The organism is Kitasatospora sp. NPDC034023, assembly GCF_055575795.1.
Genome location: NZ_JBVIRY010000017.1, coordinates 1 through 17,791, shown reverse-complemented (window position 1 = coordinate 17,791; position 17,791 = coordinate 1). Strand labels below are relative to the sequence as shown.

The window sequence follows — 17,791 nt, the reverse complement described above, 5'->3', positions numbered from 1 at the left end:
TCGGGTGACGTCACTGCGCTCGGCTGGCCAGCCGTCCGATAGGGGACTCGGCGCGGATCCGGGCGGCCTGGAAGGACACCTGCTTGCCCCGGCCGCCGAGTACGACCGTCTTCCCCGTGAGGGTGGCGGTGGTCGTGGGCCAGCCGGACCAGGCGTCCACTTCGAGGTTCGTCACGCCGAGGCAGAGCAGGACGAACTCGACCGCGTTGTGGCCTCGCTCCTGCCACAGCTGCGCGGCGCCGGCCGGGACGGCGAAGGCGAAGAACCTCAGCGTGACCGACGCCTCGCGTTCGTCGATGAGGACGGAGGTCAGCTCGTAGTCGCTCAGTGGTGGCGGCGGGGAGCCGAGGACCATGCGGACCGTCTCGGGGCTGGTCAACTCGGCAGACCAGTCATGGGCACCGTTCATAGAACACCTTCGCCGTTGTGGGAGGCAGCACCTGGTTCGGGTGCCGGCGCTGGTCGAGCCGGCTCTCGAACCACCGCGGGGCCGCATAGGGATCGGCGTCGCCGGAGCGGTAGGCGTTGAGATGGCCGGCCTTGAGCTCCGCATGCGCGGTGAAGTCCAGCGTGAGCCCCGGCCCGCTCACCGCGACCGTGATCCGGCGTACTCGGCCCTCGACGAAGGGGGTGAGCCCGATGTCGACCACGGTGTGGTGGGGGACACCCCGCATCCGGAGGTCCTCGTCCACACCCATGAACTCGATCTGGGCCTCGAACCGGTCGCATCCGGCGTCGGTCCACGCCGCGGGAGCGAGGTCCGGGAAGCGCGGGAACTCGACCCGCAACGTCACGGCGGCGCCGTACGGACTCAGGTGCACCGATCTGAGAACCAGGTGCTCCAGGGGCGGCAGCTCGGAGTAGAGCGCGGTCAACCGCTCGGAGTGGATCAGGAGTTCCGGCCAGGTGTCGGCTGACACGGGTGGGTCCCTTCGCTCCGGGTGCTTTCGCGCCCTGCTGGCCGATCCTCGTCCCCGGTGCAGTCGGAGATCGAATAACGGGCGCCTGAGCTGGGATGATACTGCTCCCTCGGTCCGGGCCCGGATCACCGACGCCGACGGCAGGCGGATCGGAACGACCCTCGAGCGCTCCCAGGAAGCTCCCAGAAAACGGCAACCGAACGGCCGTTCCATGCCGTCTCCGCTGGCCAACCGCCCTGAGAAGGGCAGTTGGCGACCGGACGGCCGCCCCGTCCTGCGGCTGCGTGCCTACCGGAAGCCGAGGTGCTCGTCGGCGCCGACCAGCTCACCGCTGGCGGCCCACAGGCCGGCGGCGACGGCCGGGTCGGCCATGTGAGCGGGGACGGGCTCACGCCGTGGTGTGCCGCGCAGGCCGAAGACCCTCGGCCCCCACAGCTGCCCTCCCTGCACCTCCGGGTCGAGGACGGCACGGACGACGGGCCATGCCCCGGCGTCCTTGCCCTGCACCAGGAGCCCGGCGGGCAGGCCGCGCAGCCGCTCGCCGGGGGTAGTCACGCGCACCGGCGGGCGGGACGGGGTGAGGGAGTCCAGTGCGCCGCCGGGGTGGGCCACCACGCTGAGCACGGTGCTGCCGCCGGCGCGCAGACGGCGGTCGAGTTCGAAGCCGAAGCACATCTGCGCCAGCTTCGACCGGCCGTAGGTGCGCTTGGGCCGGTAGTCCCGGGTCGACTGCAGATCGCCCAGGTCCAGTCGCTCTGACCTTGCCGCGAAGCTTCCCACCGTCACGATGCGGCCCCTCGGCGCCGCGGACAGCAGGGGGGCCAGCCACTGGGTGAGCGCGAAGTGGCCGAGGTGGTTGGTGGCGAACATCAGCTCATGGCCGTCCGCGGTCTCTCGACGCGGCGGGTCGTCGAGCGCGACCCCCGCGTTGTGGACCACCGCGTCGAGGTGATCGAGGTCCAGCCTGTCCACGGCGGCCTTCAGGGACGACAGGTCGGCGAGGTCCAGCCGAAGGTGGCGCACGTGCGCGCCGGTGACGCGCGAGCGGATCGAGGCCATGGCGGCCTCGGCCTTCGCGGCGTCCCGGCTGCCGAGCACGACGACGGCGCCGGTCGCGGCGAGCTGCTCCGCGACGAAGTAGCCGATCCCGGCATTACCGCCGGTGACCAGGACGGTCCTGCCCTCGGCGGACGGCAGGCGGTGAACATTCCACGGTCGGCCCTGGGATGAGGAAGACACGGTGACCGACTCCTTGTACTCGGGGGGCTGCGTGCTCACGGCGAGCGCCAGCCCGCCCAAGGTCGCACCCCCCACCGGCATACGGTCGGCATACGGCCGACATGCCGCCGACATGCCGCCGACAGATCACCGTCACCGCCGACAGGCTTCCGACCACGTGGGGGCACCGTCTCCGCAGACGGTGTGCTGGAGAGGGCCCGTGCCGACGGGGCCGACACCTCACGCCGCGTGCCGCGTGCCGCCCGTGTCTGCCGGCTCGGGCCGGGGGGTCACGCCGGTTCGAGCCGGTTAAGGCCGGTCCGAGCCGGGTTCACCGTTGGAGGACGCGCCGCAGCCAGTGGGTGCGGGCGTCGTGGGCGTCCTGGGTGAGGGCCGCGTTCGGGGCGATGGTGTCGAAACCGTGGCAGGCGCCGGGCCACACGTGCAGTTCGGCTTCGCCGCCCGCCTGCCAGATCGCGTTGGCGTAGCCGACGGCCTCGTCCCGGAAGGTCTCGGCGGACCCCACGTCGACGTACGCCGGGGGCAGCCGGGACAGGTCGGTGGCCCGGGCCGGGGCCGCGTACGGCGAAAGGTCGGCGGCGCCGTACCGGTCGCCGAGCAGGGCCTGCCAGGCGGTGGCGTTGGAGGTGCGGTCCCAGGTGTCGTGGCCGGCCATCTGGTGGCTGGAGAAGGTGTCGCCGCGGTCGTCGAGCATCGGGCTCAGCAGCAGCTGGCCGACCGGCGACGGACCGCCGCGGTCGCGGGCCAGCAGGGCCAGGGCCGCGGCGAGCCCGCCCCCGGCGCTCTTGCCGCCGATGATCACGCGCCGCGGGTCCACGCCCAGTACGTCCGCGTGCTCGGCCGCCCAGGCGAGTCCGGCGTAGCAGTCCTCGACGGCCCCGGGGAAGCGGGTGCGCGGCGCCAGCCGGTACTCGACGGACACGACCGCCAGCCCCAGTGGCAGCGCCCACGCGCGCAGCAGCCGAGGCAGGACGGACCACGCGTTGCCCGTCACCATCCCGCCGCCGTGCAGGTAGTACAGCAGCGGCAGCGCCTGGCGAACCCCGGCGGGCCGCGCGCTGACGAGCGTGACGTCGCTGCCGTCGGCCCGCGGCACCCGCAGCTCCTCCACCTCGAACCGGCCCCCATCGCGCATCCGGTCGAGCGTCGGGCGGGGCCGGGCGGCGACGTCCCGCTCCTGCCACGCCGTCAGGCGCTCCGGGGTGAGCACCTCCCGCGCCCGCTCACCAGCGGCCGCCACCGCCGCCCGCACCTGCCGGTCAAGAGGGGGCACGCGCCGACCCCCCGGCTCACCCGCCACCAGTACCCCCTCGCCGAGGGGCACCCGGCAGCGCCCCGACCGGCACAGCCTGCCAGCCCCACCCGCGCCGCCCCGCAGCGCCCCCGGCCGGGGAGGTCCCCCGAGCGCCGACGGATGGCTCGACTTCACCGCGGGACCGCGGGGACCGCGGGCCGGCGGGCACGACCGGTCCGCTCGACGAGTGGCCGTGGCCGGCACGTTCACCGGGCGCGCGGGCCGTCAGCGATGGCCCAGCACGTTGACCACCCGTCCGCTGGGGTCGCGGACGAAGAACCGCCGTACGCCCCATTCCTCGTCCTGCAAGGGGTGGATGATCTCCGCACCGCTCTCCCGCATGACCGCGTAGGCCGCATCCACGTCGTCCACCTCGACGCTCATGTCGGGGGCGACGGGCGCGGTCTTGTCGCTGGTCATGACGCTGATCTGCGCGGCCGGGCTGGACGGGGAGGCGAGGGTCATGATCCAGCCGTGGTTCATGACCTCCTCGAAGCCCAGGAGGCCGTAGAACTCCCGGCTCTCCTGCGCGGCCTCGGAGCGGATGTTGGGCACGACACGGCGAACGGCCATCGACGACTCCAAAGGGGAACGAACCTGACGTTGTCTCCCCAGGAGTACTACGGCGCGCCCGCCGCCGGCCGCCCACTCCGGCGGGGACGCGTCGAGGACGATCACAGATCGGACGGCCCGTTGGCCGGCCCGTCCGACCGGATCGTCGGCCTCAGTGGTACCAGGCCGTGTCGTTGCTCTGGCTGCCGTTGGAGATCGCCATGGCCACCGCGTGGACGACGCTGTCGTGGTAGAACTGGCCCGTGTCACCGCTCCCGCCAGGCCCGAAGGAGATGGTCTGGGAGCTCATTGCATGGGTTTGGTCGTTCCGATCGAAGATGGTCAGCCAGCAGGTGGTGGTGTACGAGTCCAGGTGGCCGTAGGCCCAGTTGGCCGCGAGGTTCAGATGGCCGATGCAGCCCGGAACCGAGATGCTGACCGAACCGGTCGTGCCGGCGTGGGCGGTTCCCGACATGCCGACAATACTGATGCCGGCCAGCGAGGCGGCAGCGATCATTGCTCCGATACGACGACGCATGGTTCCTCCGTGGTTCGTTGGCCCCGGGGCACTGGAACGGTGGACAACAGCGACCTCTGGCATGGGGCGCCCCCTGTCGTTGTCCGCACAGCAGTCTGCCCGTGCACCGGCAGGTCGAGGAACGACGTTGGCCGGACGTTTCCCTGACACTTCGTCCGGTGCGCGGCCCGTGCCAGGCCGACCTCCCTGCCGACCCGCCTACCGCTGGGTGAGCGCCCGGGCGACCAGTGGCTCCGGGGCGTCAGCGGTGGCGTTCACGCGTACGTCACCGCTGACGCGAACCCGGGCTTCAGGGCACCGAGATGGGGCTGCCCGTCATCTGGTACCGCGCCGACCTTTGGTACCTCGCCGACCTTCTCGGACTCCCCGACGCCCTGGGCTGCCGCCCGCGCGGCACCCGGCGTGGCAGGTCGGCTCTCGGCCGACGTGGTACCTCCGGGATCAGGCGCCCCAGCCGTAGGCGTCCTGGGTGGAGAGCTCCCGCCAGACCTTCGGTTCGATCTGCGTCGTTACTCCTGCGGCTTCGAACATCGGCCGGATCTCGGAGTCCTGCTCCTGGAAGAACGACTCGAAGCTCTGCCGGTCGGGCCACTCGTCCAACACCATCAGGCGGCTACCGTCCTCGGTGCCGTAGAAGCGGTGGGCGATGAGCCCATGACGCTTCGCCGCTTCGAGGACCCCGTGGAAGGTCTTCCTGTTGTCCTGGGCGTACTGCTCCAACGCCTTCGGATCGCCGGCGACCTCCAACGTCAGGATCACGGACATGGCTCCTCCTCTGCAGTCACGGACATGTACGGAGATATTGGCAACAAATGCGCCACAACCGGGGCAAACACGCTGCACCGCCTGCGCTCGGCCGGGCGAAACCCCCTTGACCAATGGTCAAGAGTCGTTGACCATTACTCGCATGCCTACCGATGATCTTCCCGAGACGTTCCACGTCACCACGGACGAGCAGCTACGCGCCGTCTCCAATCTCACGCGTCACCGGATCATGGCCGTGCTCCGCTTCGAGCCCGCGACGATCACGCAGATCGCCGAGCGGGTGGGCCTCGCGAAGGGGAGTTCCAGCTACCACGTACGACTGCTCGAACGGGCCGGCCTGGTGAAGGTGGTGCGAACCCGGAAGGTCCGGGGGGTCACCGAGCGGTACTACGCCATGGCCGCGCGGTCGATCGAGCTGCCGGATCCGGGCGAGGGAGGGCCGGACGTGCTGATGCGGCATGCGGTGGCGGACCTCGAGGCGTCGCCGGCCGACGGCGAGCGCCACGTACGGATGGCGCATCTGCGGCTCACCGAGGAGCAGTTCGCCGAGCTGGGGGCGCGACTGCAGGCGCTGGCGGACGAGTACCGGGAGCTGTCCGATCCGTCGCTGCCGGACGCGTCACTCGTCTTCGCACTCTTCCACCCGGCACAGCGCGCGCAGGCCGAAGGGGACGCCAAGTGACCTACGACGTCAAGAAGTTGCCGACCGGGTTCGGACGGCTGTGGAGCGCTCAGACGGTGTCCTCGCTCGGTGACGGGGTGTCGCATGCCGCGCTGCCGCTGCTCGCGCTGACGTTGACGCGGGATCCGATGGCACTCGCCGTCGTCACGGCCGCCGGAACGCTGCCGTGGCTGCTCTTCGGGGTGCTCGGCGGTGCGCTGGTGGACCGCTGGGACCGTCGGCGCACGATGTGGGTCACGGACGCGGCGCGTGCGGTGCTGCTCGCGATACCGGCGGCAGCGGCCGCGCTCGACGTGCTGAGCATTCCGCTGCTCGCGGCCGTCGCCTTCCTGCTCGGCCTCGGCGGACTCTTCTTCGACACGGCCGCCACGGCCTATCTGCCGGATCTGCTCGGCCGCGACACCGCGCTCCTGGAGCGCGCCAACTCCCGCCTGCGTGGCGCCCAGACCGCCGCGTCCGGCTTCGCGGGGCCGCCCGCGGGCAGTGCCCTGCTCGCGCTCGGGCGGGCGCTTCCGCTGCTCGCCGACGCGGTGTCGTTCGCGCTCTCCGCGGTGCTCGTACGGTCGCTGCCTGCCGCACCCCGGCCCGTACCGCAGGCCCGTGAGTCGCTGCTGCGGCAGGCCCGGGCCGGCGCGTCGTACGTCTTCCGGGATCGGTTGCTGCTGGGGCTCGCGCTGCGTCCGGCGGTCGGGAACATCGCCTTCCTCGCCGTGGAGACCGTACTCGCCCTCTTCGCGCACGATCGTCTCGGCGTCGGCACCTTCGGCTTCGGCCTGCTCCTCACGGCGGAGGCCACCGGCGGTCTGCTCGGCGCGGGCATCGCCTCCTTCCTCGGCCGACGGCTCGGCACCGGCGCCGCACTGACCTGCACGGCCGCCGTCGAGGGACTCGCCATCCTGGGCTTTGCCGCCGCCCCGAACCCGTACGTCGCCGGCCTCGCGCTCGCCGTCTGCGGAGCGGGCATGGGCGCCACGATGGTGCTCGGCCCCTCCCTCCGGCAGACGATCGTCCCCGCCCACCTGATGGGCCGGGTCGCCTCCACCTCCCGCATGCTCGGCATGTGCGCCGCCCCCTTCGGCGCCTTCCTCGGCGGCTGGCTGGCCACCACCTACGACGTACGCACCCCGCTCTACGCCGCCGCCGGCCTCCTCCTCACCATGACCGCCGTCACGTCGACCATGACGAGCAACCGCCGGGTCGAGGCGGCGCTGCGTGCCGCCGCCCCGGTCGATGGTCCGGATCAGCAGGAATCCCGGGTTCCCGTTCACGCGGGCGCCAAGTGAGGTCCTGACCGGGCCGGCGTCGCGTACGGCGAAGGCCTGGTAGGTGAGGGTCAGTGGGCTGACGTCCGGGTTAAGGAGGTGTTCCTGGGTCCTGCCGTGCACGGCGTGGGCGTTCCACGGGAGCCGGTCAGCGGTGCTTCGGGTCCTCGGGTCCGTGGTGCCGGGAGAACTGCTCCCGAGCCGGACGCCAATGCGATCGAATCTGCTCCACCAGGCTCTCCCACTCGCGCAGGACCTCGTCGTGGGGAGGGCGCTGCCCCCGACGGATCCGGCCGAGCTCGTCGCCGACCTCCCGTCCGAGGGCCGCCGATCCGACGACGACCAGCATGACGGTGAAGAGCGCCGAGATCATCGCGACGACAGCGCCCACCGGGCCGTAGCGAGTGGTGTAGGAATCGAAGAGGTGCGGCAGATAGACGGTCGCGCCGACCGAGTAGGCCGATGTCAGGACCGCCCCGACGACGGCGAACGGGAGCAGCTCCCGCCAGGCGATCCGCTGTGCGGAGAGGAGCCGGCCGCTCCAGAGGAAGAAACCTGCCGTCAGCGGCGCCTGGCACAGAGACACTGTCAGTTCGAGGCGCCCACGACCGAGCTCGACGCGCAGCCAGCCGGTGACGACCAGGTACGCCAGGAGGACGAGAACCCACCGCAAGCCGTTCGGTGTGTTGCGCACGCTGAGCGGCTTGAGCTGCCAGGTCTGTTCGAACAACCGCTGCGCGGACCGGGTGAAGCTCAACACGGAGATCACCAGGAAGAGAGTCCCGAGGACGCCCTCGCCGGCGGTCGCGTCGGTGGCCGACGAGAAGAGCTGTCTGACCGCCTCGGCTCCACCGCTGGTGAGGCCGTACCGACTGATGATCGGGTTCGCGACGTCCTGGTGTCCGACGAGGCCGAGGAGGGCGCTGGTGAGCATCGCGAGCGGGACCAGCGCCGCCAATGCCCCGGAAGCCAGCGCCATCGACCGGTCGAAGCCGACGATTCGCTGGAAGCGGTTGACGACGCGCAGCGTGAAAGCCGGACGGAACCAGAACGTCAGCGTCTTGGTGAGGCGCTCGTGGTTGATGTGTGCCGTGCCGCTCTCCTCGGGTATCGGAGCTCCGCAACGACGCGAGCCTAGCGCGACCGCCCTGCCCGGGAAGGTTCCGACGCGGACGCGGGTGCGAACGGCCTTCGGTCCGGGCGGGGAGGCTGAGACCGGCCCCGACCGCTGTCGCTTCCAGGGCCGTCAGGTGCAGACGGCGCCGGACGCCTGCCAGTTGGAGGGGTCGACCATGGTGGCGGGGACGGTGGTCTCGCGCGGGAGCGCCTTGTCGTCCTTCAGCCGGTCGACCATCTGTTGGACGGCGAGCGCGCCGACCTGGGAGCCCTTGAGGAGGAGCGCGGCCCGCATCGCGGCGGGCTTGCCGGTCAGCCAGTCCTTGCAGGCGAGGTAGGCCCCGATGCCGACGCCGATGACGTTGTCCGGTCCGAAGCCCGCCTCACTCAGGGCCTGGATGCCGCCCTCGGTGTCCTCGTCGTTGCAGCCCCAGACCACCCAGTGCTTGACGCCGGGTTTGGAGGTGAGGGCGTAGGCGGTTCGGCGGCGGGCGTCCTCGACGGTGTTGGCCGCCCACACCTTCGCGGTCTTCAGCGCCGCACCGCCGTGGACGGAGAACGCGTCCACCGCCGCGTTCATGCGGTCCCGGCAGACCGGGATGTCGCTGTTCCCGATCGACAGCGTCCAGGTGTCGGCGGCCTTCCAGCCGGCCTTGGTGTATTCGCCGGCCGCGCGTTCACCCACCGCGGCGCCCATGGTGGCGCCGTTGAAGCCGACCCGGGGCACCAGTCCGTTGGCGAAACAGGCACCGGGATCGGTGTAGTCGGCGCAGATCTGGTCGTCGGCGGAGAGCAGGGGCAGGCCGGCCTGGCGGGTGAGGGCGACGAGTTCGGGGCCCACGGATGGGTCGGGCACGACGGCGATGAGGCCACCCGTCTTGTGGTCGATCGCCTTCTTGGCCTCCGTGAGCGAGCGGTCGCGGTCGTTGCCGACGTCCACGAGGGTCAGCTCGACGCCGAGCTCGCGGGCCTTGGCCTTGGCCCCGGCCGCCTCGTCGACGAAGTAGCCCTGGTCGCCCTGCTTCTGCAGGAAGGTGATGGAGATCGGGCCGTGGCCCGAGGTGCCCGGCCCTTCGCCCGAGCACCCGGTCAGCGCCAGGGCGAGAGCGGCCGCGCCGGCCGCGGCGGCGGGTGCCGGTCGGCGGGCTCGAGTGGAGCGCATGGCCTGGTTCCTTTGAACGGCGACCGTCCGGTGTGCGGCCGGCGGAGCGGATGAGTGCGAAGCGCAGGAGGGCAAGAGCGTAGGAGCGTGGGAGCGCAGAAGGGCAGGGCAGAGCGAATGTGACGGTTTGAACGTTCAAATCGATCAGAATCCAACGTGTTCGAACGCAGAGCTGCTAGGAAACGCCACGTTCACCTGGCCGTCAAGATCTCGCGACGACGAGATGCAGGCCGATACCCGCTCGTTATCGCTCCTGGGAACGGCACTTGAGTCGGACCGGGGCGAGCCACTAGCCTGCGCCTGCCCCTGTTGAGGCCTGAGTGGCTTCCGTCGGCTCTCGACATTACTCAACACATCTCAACAGGCGATCGCTCTGGCACCCCCACTGCCCACCATCTTGGAGCACCCATGCGCCCACGCCTGCGCCCACGCCTGCGCTCATTCACCGCAGGGTCACCCCGCGCCATAGCCGGTGCGCTGCTGTCGCTCGCCCTGGCGACCTCGGGCCTCGGCGCCGTCGCGCTGACCACCGCCACCCCGGCCGCCGCCCTGGACAACGGCACCGCCCTCACCCCGCCGATGGGCTGGAACTCCTGGAACTCGCTCGGCACCAACGTGACCGAGCAGCAGGTCAAGCAGACCATCGACTTCATGTCCGCCAACGGCCTGGTGGCGGCCGGCTACGACACCGTCACGATCGACGACGGCTGGTCGCTGTGGCACCGCGACGGCCAGAGCACCGACCTCGTGCGGACCTCGTACGGTTCGATGCAGCTCTACGACGCGGCCGGGAACCCGGTCGCCGGCACCGACGGCACCGGCAACGACCCCACCTCCGGCCACCTGGTCCCGCGCGCGGACACCTTCCCCTCACAGACCGTCAACGGGCAGACCGTCAACGGCATCCAGTACCTGGCCTGGTACGCCCACAGCAAGAACATGAAGTTCGGGCTGTACGCCACCGACACCTACCTCACCTGCCAGATGCACCCCGGCAGCCTCGGCCACGAGACGACCGACGCGAACGACTTCGTCTCCTGGGGCGTCGACTTCGTCAAGTACGACGACTGCCCGTACGGCCCGCCGATCACCGGCCCGGACGGCCACAACTACGGCACCCAGGGCGAGGGCAAGGAACTCACCCAGTCCATGTACGCCCGGGTACAGACCTTCCAGCGGGCGCTCGACGCCGCCTCCGCCGCCCGGGGCAGGCCCAAGGTCGCCCTCAGCCTCTCCGCCCAGCCCGTCCACACCGGCGTCCCGTACCTGCTGAACGCCAACGACCCGGCCCGCACCGACCCGGTGGTCCAGGCCGCCGGCACCCCGCCGTACCAGTCCCCGGGCTATGCGCCGACCGGCGTCTGGTGCGGGCAGGTCGCCAACATGTGCCGGATCGGCGGCGACCGCGCCAGCGACCTGAGCGGCGTGCTGTACGGCGGGCAGCTGCAGACCGCGCTGCAGTACCCGGGCAACGTGCGCCCGGGCAGCTGGAACGACATGGACATGATGTTCGCCGGCTGGCAGGACGTCTACGGTTCGTGGGGCGTCACCGACACCTGTTCCTGTCACAAGCCGTTCACCGACGACGAGTCGCGCACGGAGGTGTCCGTCCTGTCGATGATGGCCTCGCCGCTCGTGTCCGGCGCGGACCTGCGCGCCGCGGCCGACTCGCAGCACACCGACGGCGGCACCACCTGGTCCACCGGCATCACCGCCGCCAGTCTGGCGATCATGAAGAACGCCGACGTCATCCGGATCGACCAGGACGCGCTCGCCAAGCCCGCCACCCTGGTCGGCGCCGCGCCGAACAGCAGCACCGGCCCGGTGGTCCTCAAGCGCCGACTCGCGGGCGGCGACACGGCCGTCCTGCTGGTGAACCAGGACCCGAACAACTGGCAGACGATCGGCAGCAGCCTCGCCTCGCTCGGCCTGACCGGCAACGGCTACACGTACAAGGAGCTGTGGACCGGCGCCACCGGCACGGTCGCCGCCGGCGGCACGGTCGGCGGCAACCGGGTCGCCCCGCACGGCGTCGCGATGTTCCGGCTCTCCCCCCAGGCCGCCACCGTGGCGGCGGCAGTGATCGGTGACGGCAAGTACCACGGGATCAGCGCGGGCGGCACCGGCGGCCAGGCCCTGGAGGTCCAGGGCACCTGCAGCGCCGCGGACGGTGCGATCGTCGACGTCAACACGTGGTGGAACACCCACACCTCGCAGCAGTGGAACTTCGCCGCGAACGCCGACGGCACGGTGCACATCACCGACAACTGCTCCACCGGCACGCAGGTCCACGGCACCCTCACCGCACCCGGCTCGGCCGGCGCGGCGGCATACGTGACCAACGGCTACGACCCGAACAACGCCCAGCAGAAGTGGCGGGTCGTCCAGAACACCGCCACCGGCGCGCTGACCGTCACCAACGTCGCCACCGGCCTGGTGCTGGACGCCCCCAACCCGGCGGCCACCTCCGCCGTGGTCACCGATCAGCCCAACTCCTCGGCGGCGCAGGGCTGGACGACCCTGTCCTGACCCGACACCGCCGCCTTCCACCACCCCGTGGCCACGGGACCACCACCCGTCGGCATCGGGAGAAAGGCCGACGACCCGGACACGTATAGTCACACGTTCCACCACCAACAGACGCACCCGAAACGGTCGGGCCGTCGGGCCGTACCGCCCGCGGGCCGGCCGCGTCCGCGTGCGTACCTAGGAGTGCCACGTGACTGACAACGCACAGCTGCTGGCGCGGCAACGGCGCGCGATGATCCTCGACTGGCTCCGGCAGCGGGGCGGGGTGCGGGTGAACGAACTCACCCGTGAGTTCGGCGTCTCGGACATGACCATCCGCCGGGACCTGGACGCCCTGGCCCGCCAGGGGCTGCTGGACAAGGTGCACGGCGGCGCCGTCCCGGCCGGCGCCCCGAGCAGCCAGGAGCCGGGCTTCGAGGCGAAGTCGTCCTGGCAGCTCTCCGCCAAGGAGGCGATCGCCCGGGCCGCCGCGGAACTGGTCCGCCCCGGGATGGCCGTGGGCCTGGGCGCGGGCACGACCACGCACGCCGTCGCCCGGGAGCTGGCGTCGGTGGACGGGCTGACCGTGGTGACCAACTCCCTGCGGATCGCCGAGGTGTTCGAGCAGGCCGGCCCGGGGGCGGGGGCCGGGACCACCGTGCTGCGCACCGGCGGGATCCGCACGCCCTCCGACGCCCTGGTGGGCCCGCTCGCCGACCAGGCGATCCGCTCGCTGCACGTCAACGTGCTCTTCCTGGGCTGCCACGGCATCTCCGTCGAGGCCGGGCTGACGTCGCCCAACCTCGCCGAGGCGGAGACCAACCGGGTGTTCATCGGCTCCGCGCGCCGGGTGGTCGTGGTCGCCGACAACACCAAGTGGGACACCGTCGGCCTGGCCACCTTCGCCGCCCTGGACCAGGTCGACGTGCTGGTCACCGACGAGGGGCTGTCCGCCGAGCGCCGGACCGTCGTGGCCGAGCAGGTGGGCGAGGTGATCGTCGCAGAGTCAGTCAACTGACCCTCTGGTCACGGCAGTTGTTTCCTCGACTCCCGGTGGGGAGAGCGGGTGGGGCGCAGTCGCGCGGCTCCGGCGGATGCGGATAACGGGATCGTCTCGAATCGACGCGAGCGGGAACGAAGGTCTTGACGAACGCCCGACAGGGGAGTTTCCTGTGCGAGCACGTTTGATCAAGTTTGGTTCTGATCGATTGTGTTTGATTCAAGCGCTACCGGCTCCGCGGATGTTTCCCGCGGGCTCTTCCCTCACCCTTCTCTCCTTACCGGGAGTCTTCGCATGTTCATTCGTCGTGGTCGGGTTCTGTCCGTTGCCGTGCTGGGCTGTGTGTCCCTGGTAGCCGCGGTGGGCTGCTCGACGGGCCAGGAGTCGTCGTCGGGCGCGGGTGACACCGCGAAGGTCGAAGGCAAGGTGTCGCTGACGTACCTGCAGAAGCAGGGGGACCAGGAGTACTTCGTCGGCGAGGCGGCGGGCGCGAAGGCGAAGGCCGCGGAGCTCGGGGTGGACCTGAAGGTCGTGAACCTGGGCAACGACGCCAACAAGACGGTCAGCGAGGTGCAGTCGGCGATCGCCGGCAAGAGCAACGGGCTGATCGTGGTCGTGCCGGACCCGGCGGTGGGCCCGCAGGTCGTGCAGACCGCCAAGGACGCCAAGGTCGCCCTCCTCACCTCCGACGACCAGATCTGCGTCACCGGCCCGGCCCCGGGCGCCTGCGCGAAGAGCGATCTGGTCCCCCGGGTCGGGTTCAGCGGCGAGCAGATGGGCGGGGAGGTCGGCAAGCGGGCCGCCGCCGAGTTCAAGAAGGCCGGTTGGAACGCGGCCGACACCCGGATCATCTCCGCCTGGAAGCAGGACGTCACCGTGTGCGGCGACCGCGTCAAGGCCGCGAAGGCCGCATTCGCCCAGGCCGCGGGTGACGGCGTGAAGAACATCGACGTCGCCACCGACAACACCCCCACCGGCGCCCAGGACAAGACCGCCGCCACCCTCACCGCCAACCCCGGCGTGAAGCACTGGATCGTCTGGGGCTGCAACGACGAGAACGTCCAGGGGTCCGTCACCGCCCTGCAGAACGCCGGCGTCAGCCCCGACGACATCGCCGGCGTCGGCCTCGGCGCCTACCTCGCCTGCAAGGACTGGACCAGCGGCAAGCCCACCGGCATGAAGGCCGCACTCTTCATCAACGGCAAGGACGTCGGCGCACTGGCCGTCCAGACCATGTACGACAAGCTCAAGAACAACAAGGACTTCCCCGCCGAGGGCTTCGCCCCCACCACCATGGTCGACGCCGCCACGTGGCAGAACAGCGGCATGACCTGCAACTGACGGTGCCGCACCAGAACCGTCCGATTCGCACCTCCAGCGAGGCACACATGACCGCACCCGAATCCCCGCCCGGCGGCGGACCGTCCCCGCAGCCCGTCCTCGGCCTGGCCGCCGAGAACGTCGGCAAGGCCTTCGGCAGTGTCCGGGCACTGCACGGCGTCACCGTCGCCTTCCCGCCCGGGCAGGTCACCGCCCTGATGGGCGAGAACGGCGCCGGGAAGTCGACCCTGCTGCGCATCCTGAGCGGCGACCACCGCCCGACCGAGGGCCGGGTCCTGCTCGACGGCGTCCCCCTCGACCTCTCCTCGCCGACCGACGCGCGCCGCGCGGGCATCCGGATCATCCCGCAGGAGCCGGAGATCATCCCGCACGTGTCGGTCGCCGAGAACGTCTACGCCGGCAGCCTCCCCCGCCGGGCCGGCCGCCGCCTCGACCGCGCCGAACTGCGCCGCAGGATCACCGCCGACCTCGCCGCACTCGGCTTCGACCAGGTTCTCGATCCTGACCTGCTCGGATCCGAACTCACCGCCGCACAACGCCAGTTGGTCGAAATCATGCGAGCGCTCACCGGCGCCGTGCCGCCCCGGGCGATCGCCTTCGACGAACCCACCTCCTCCCTCTCCGAACACGAGGTGGAGGCGCTGTTCGCCCTGATCGGCCGGCTGCGCGACCAGGGCATCGCGATCGTCTACGTGTCGCACCGGATGAAGGAGATCTTCCGGCTCGCCGACCGGATCGCCGTCCTGCGCGACGGCACCCTCACCGGCGTCCTGCCCGCCGCCGAGACCGACGAGCGCGAGCTGGTCCGGCTGATGGTCGGCCGCGACCTGGCCGGCCTGTTCGTCCGCCAGGACGTCGCCACCGACCGGGTGGTGCTGGACGTCCGCGGCCTCACCACCGACGACGTGCGCGACGTCAGCCTCCAGGTCCGGGCCGGCGAGGTGGTCGCCCTCGCCGGGCTGATCGGCGCCGGCCGGTCCGAACTGGCCCTCGCCCTCGCGGGGGACGCGCCGATCCGCTCCGGCGAGATCATCCTCGGCGGTCGGCCGGTGCGCCTGCGCTCCCCCAAGGACGCGATCCGGGCCGGCCTCGGTCTGGCGCCCGAGGAGCGCAAGGCCCAGGCACTGTTCCTGCACCGCGCCATCCGGGACAACACCTCCCTGGTCAGCCTCGACCGGCTGCGGCGCCGACGCTTCGTCAAGCGCGCCGCCGAGAAGCAGCTCGCCCAGGAGTACGCGGACCGGCTGCGGGTGCGCGCCCCCTCGATCGAGACCGAGGTCCGGACGCTCTCCGGCGGCAACCAGCAGAAGGTGGTGCTCGCCCGCTGGCTCGCCCGCCGCCCCGAGCTGCTGATCCTGGACGAACCGACCCGCGGCGTCGACATCGGCGCCAAGGCCGAGATCTACCAGATCATCGCCGACCTGGCCCGCGACGGCGTCGCCGTCCTGGTGATCTCCTCCGAGCTGCCCGAGGTCCTCGGCCTGGCCGACCGGATCCTCGTCATGCAGAACGGCCGGGTCACCGGCGAACTCGGCCGAGCCGAGGCCTCCGAGGAGGCCGTCCTCGCCCTGGCCATGACGGACGACCTCGCCACCGGCCCCCGTACCACCGACACCGACGCCACCACCGGAGTTGCCCGATGACCACCCCCTCCGCCACCGCCGACCAGCGGCCGCAGGCCCCGGCCGGGCCCGCGCGGCCGACCGGTCCGCGGGCGCTGCTCGACGTCGTCGGTGGCCAGAACCTCATCCTGCTGCTGGCCCTCGCGGCCGTGCTCGCCCTGTTCGGCTCGCTCAACATCAACTACCTGAGCTGGAACAACATCCAGGTGATCGCCGAGGCGGCGACCATCGCCGGGCTGCTCGCCGTGGTCCAGACGGTGGTGATCATCTGCGGCGGCCTGGACATCTCGGTGGGCTCCCAGGCCGGCCTCGCCTCCGTGGTGAGCGCGATGGTGTTCACCTCCACCGGCTCCAGCGCACTGCTCGGCATGGGCGCGGCCGTGCTGGTCGGCGCCGCCGTCGGCCTGCTCAACGGCGCCGTGATCATCTACGGCCGGGTCAACCCGACCATCGCCACCCTGGCCGGACTGGCCGCGTACAAGGGCGTCGCCCAGCTGATCTCCGACGGACGTGCCCAGGGCTACGTGCTCGGCGACCCGCTGTTCGTCTTCCTCAGCCGCGGCAAGATCGCGGGCCTGCCGACGATGGTGTGGATCCTCATCCTGATCGCCGCCGCCGTGCACGTCCTGCTCACCTACACCGACATCGGGCGCAACATCTACGCCCTTGGCGGCAACGACACCGCCGCGCGGCTGGCCGGCATCAACCTCAACAAGTACCTGCTCTCGGTGTACGCGCTCACCGGCATGGTCGCGGCCGTGGCCGGTGTCCTGCTCACCGCGCGCACCGGCTCCGGACAGCCCACCTCCGGCAGCGAGGGCCTGGAACTCCAGGCCATCACCGCCGCCGCCCTCGGCGGCTGCGCCCTCAAGGGCGGCAAGGGCGGGATCGGCGGCACCCTGCTGGCCGTCGCCCTGCTCGGAGCCCTGCAGAACGGCCTCACCGTCCAGGGCATCAACACCTTCTGGCAGAACGTCGCCCAGGGCCTGCTGCTGGTCGCCGCCGTGGTCATCCAGCAGCGGCGCGGCCGCGAGCGGGCGGTCGGCCTGCCGGCCTGACCCGCCCTCTCCCGAGCCCCCTGGAGGCCGCCTCCGCCCCCCACCGGAGGCGGCCTCCGCCATGGGCACCGCCGACCATCCTGGAAACGCCGACCTCCGTGACGTGCCGGAGGTCCCGGAAGGCAGAACAGTGAAGAAGACCACCACCAAGCTCGCGGACGGCCGCGAGCTGATCTACTACGACACCGACGAGTCCGTGGTCCGCGACGCCACCGACCTGCGGCCGCCGGAGGCCACCACCAGCCTCTCCGCGATCCGTCTCGATCCCGCCACCGGCGACTGGGTCACCATCGCCGCCCACCGCCAGGCCCGCACCCACCTCCCGCCCGCCGACGAGTGCCCGCTCTGCCCCTCCCGGCCGGACCGGTCGAGCGAGATCCCGGCCCTGGACTACGAGGCCGCGGTCTTCGAGAACCGCTTCCCGTCCCTCTCCTTCGACGCGGCCGCACACGTGCCCGCGGAGTCCGACCCGCTGCACACCGGCGGTCCCGCGTCCGGCCGCTGCGAGGTGGTCTGTTTCACCGCCGACCACGACGCCTCCTTCGCCGACCTCACCCCCGAGCGGGCCCGCCTGGTCCTCGACGCGTGGACCGACCGCACCGCCGAACTCTCCGCCCTGCCGGGCGTCCAGCAGGTGTACTGCTTCGAGAACCGCGGCGCCGAGATCGGCGTCACCCTCGCCCACCCGCACGGCCAGATCTACGCCTTCCCCTTCACCACCCCGCGCACCGC

At 71.5% G+C, this 17,791-nt stretch carries 17 protein-coding genes; 8 read left to right on the top strand and 9 right to left on the bottom strand.

The genetic code is table 11. The features are described 5' to 3' along the window. Positions 1 to 10: 10 nt before the first annotated feature. From ACZ52R_RS22230 to ACZ52R_RS22200, 7 genes are all read right to left on the bottom strand, one after another. Positions 11 to 409: an Imm50 family immunity protein gene (locus ACZ52R_RS22230; RefSeq protein WP_465624194.1), complete on the bottom strand. Its 399-nt coding sequence runs from the start codon at positions 407 to 409 to the stop codon at positions 11 to 13. Then, positions 393 to 920 (bottom strand): Imm50 family immunity protein, encoded by a 528-nt coding sequence (locus ACZ52R_RS22225; protein ID WP_360503649.1) that lies wholly within the window; start codon positions 918 to 920, stop codon positions 393 to 395. Before ACZ52R_RS22225 ends, ACZ52R_RS22230 begins: the two co-directional genes overlap by 17 nt. Positions 921 to 1,208: 288 nt before the next feature. After that, on the bottom strand, positions 1,209 to 2,159 hold the full coding sequence (locus ACZ52R_RS22220) for an SDR family NAD(P)-dependent oxidoreductase (RefSeq protein WP_465624223.1): 951 nt from the start codon (positions 2,157 to 2,159) through the stop codon (positions 1,209 to 1,211). A 310-nt stretch (positions 2,160 to 2,469) separates the two neighbouring features. Continuing rightward, entirely contained in the window at positions 2,470 to 3,432 is a 963-nt protein-coding gene (locus ACZ52R_RS22215) for an alpha/beta hydrolase (protein ID WP_465753952.1), read from the bottom strand. Positions 3,433 to 3,678: 246 nt separating this feature from the next. Next, the gene (locus ACZ52R_RS22210; protein ID WP_384379104.1) at positions 3,679 to 4,026 is read right to left on the bottom strand and encodes a VOC family protein; all 348 of its coding nucleotides are present in this window, start codon (positions 4,024 to 4,026) and stop codon (positions 3,679 to 3,681) included. A gap of 151 nt (positions 4,027 to 4,177) precedes the next feature. After that, positions 4,178 to 4,543 carry a hypothetical protein gene (locus tag ACZ52R_RS22205; RefSeq protein ID WP_465624198.1) on the bottom strand — a complete coding sequence of 122 codons (366 nt, stop codon included), beginning with the start codon at positions 4,541 to 4,543 and terminating at the stop codon, positions 4,178 to 4,180. Positions 4,544 to 4,984: 441 nt separating this feature from the next. Next, a complete protein-coding gene (locus ACZ52R_RS22200; protein ID WP_465624200.1) occupies positions 4,985 to 5,308 on the bottom strand; it encodes a hypothetical protein in 324 nt (107 codons plus the stop codon). A gap of 142 nt (positions 5,309 to 5,450) precedes the next feature. Between ACZ52R_RS22200 and ACZ52R_RS22195 the strand changes: the two genes are divergently transcribed. Together ACZ52R_RS22195 and ACZ52R_RS22190 are read left to right on the top strand one after the other, a co-directional pair. Further along, a complete protein-coding gene (locus ACZ52R_RS22195) occupies positions 5,451 to 5,990 on the top strand; it encodes an ArsR/SmtB family transcription factor (protein WP_465624202.1) in 540 nt (179 codons plus the stop codon). Continuing rightward, a complete protein-coding gene (locus ACZ52R_RS22190) occupies positions 5,987 to 7,273 on the top strand; it encodes an MFS transporter (protein ID WP_465753951.1) in 1,287 nt (428 codons plus the stop codon). Before ACZ52R_RS22195 ends, ACZ52R_RS22190 begins: the two co-directional genes overlap by 4 nt. A gap of 127 nt (positions 7,274 to 7,400) precedes the next feature. On the opposite strand, the gene ACZ52R_RS22185 is transcribed toward ACZ52R_RS22190, so the two are convergent. Further along, positions 7,401 to 8,231, bottom strand: coding sequence for a YhjD/YihY/BrkB family envelope integrity protein (locus tag ACZ52R_RS22185; RefSeq protein ID WP_465624206.1), 831 nt, complete (start codon positions 8,229 to 8,231; stop codon positions 7,401 to 7,403). Between the two features lie 267 nt (positions 8,232 to 8,498). Further along, on the bottom strand, positions 8,499 to 9,530 hold the full coding sequence (locus ACZ52R_RS22180) for a substrate-binding domain-containing protein (RefSeq protein ID WP_465663039.1): 1,032 nt from the start codon (positions 9,528 to 9,530) through the stop codon (positions 8,499 to 8,501). 408 nt (positions 9,531 to 9,938) lie between these two features. Here ACZ52R_RS22180 and ACZ52R_RS22175 point away from each other — a divergent pair, with 408 nt between their 5' ends. The 6 genes from ACZ52R_RS22175 to ACZ52R_RS22150 all read left to right on the top strand — a co-directional run. Then, a complete protein-coding gene (locus tag ACZ52R_RS22175; RefSeq protein WP_465753950.1) occupies positions 9,939 to 12,059 on the top strand; it encodes an alpha-galactosidase in 2,121 nt (706 codons plus the stop codon). Between the two features lie 190 nt (positions 12,060 to 12,249). After that, on the top strand, positions 12,250 to 13,056 hold the full coding sequence (locus tag ACZ52R_RS22170) for a DeoR/GlpR family DNA-binding transcription regulator (protein ID WP_360503621.1): 807 nt from the start codon (positions 12,250 to 12,252) through the stop codon (positions 13,054 to 13,056). A gap of 324 nt (positions 13,057 to 13,380) precedes the next feature. Next, the gene (locus ACZ52R_RS22165; protein ID WP_465624212.1) at positions 13,381 to 14,379 is read left to right on the top strand and encodes a substrate-binding domain-containing protein; all 999 of its coding nucleotides are present in this window, start codon (positions 13,381 to 13,383) and stop codon (positions 14,377 to 14,379) included. Between the two features lie 47 nt (positions 14,380 to 14,426). Further along, complete coding sequence (locus ACZ52R_RS22160) at positions 14,427 to 16,022, top strand: sugar ABC transporter ATP-binding protein (RefSeq protein ID WP_465624214.1); 1,596 nt, start codon at positions 14,427 to 14,429, stop codon at positions 16,020 to 16,022. Continuing rightward, positions 16,019 to 17,059, top strand: coding sequence for an ABC transporter permease (locus ACZ52R_RS22155; protein ID WP_360503613.1), 1,041 nt, complete (start codon positions 16,019 to 16,021; stop codon positions 17,057 to 17,059). The genes ACZ52R_RS22160 and ACZ52R_RS22155 overlap by 4 nt, the downstream gene beginning before the upstream one ends. Positions 17,060 to 17,189: 130 nt before the next feature. Then, positions 17,190 to 17,791, top strand: a 602-nt coding sequence (locus ACZ52R_RS22150) for a galactose-1-phosphate uridylyltransferase (protein ID WP_465753949.1), incomplete at its 3' end; no start/stop codon positions are given.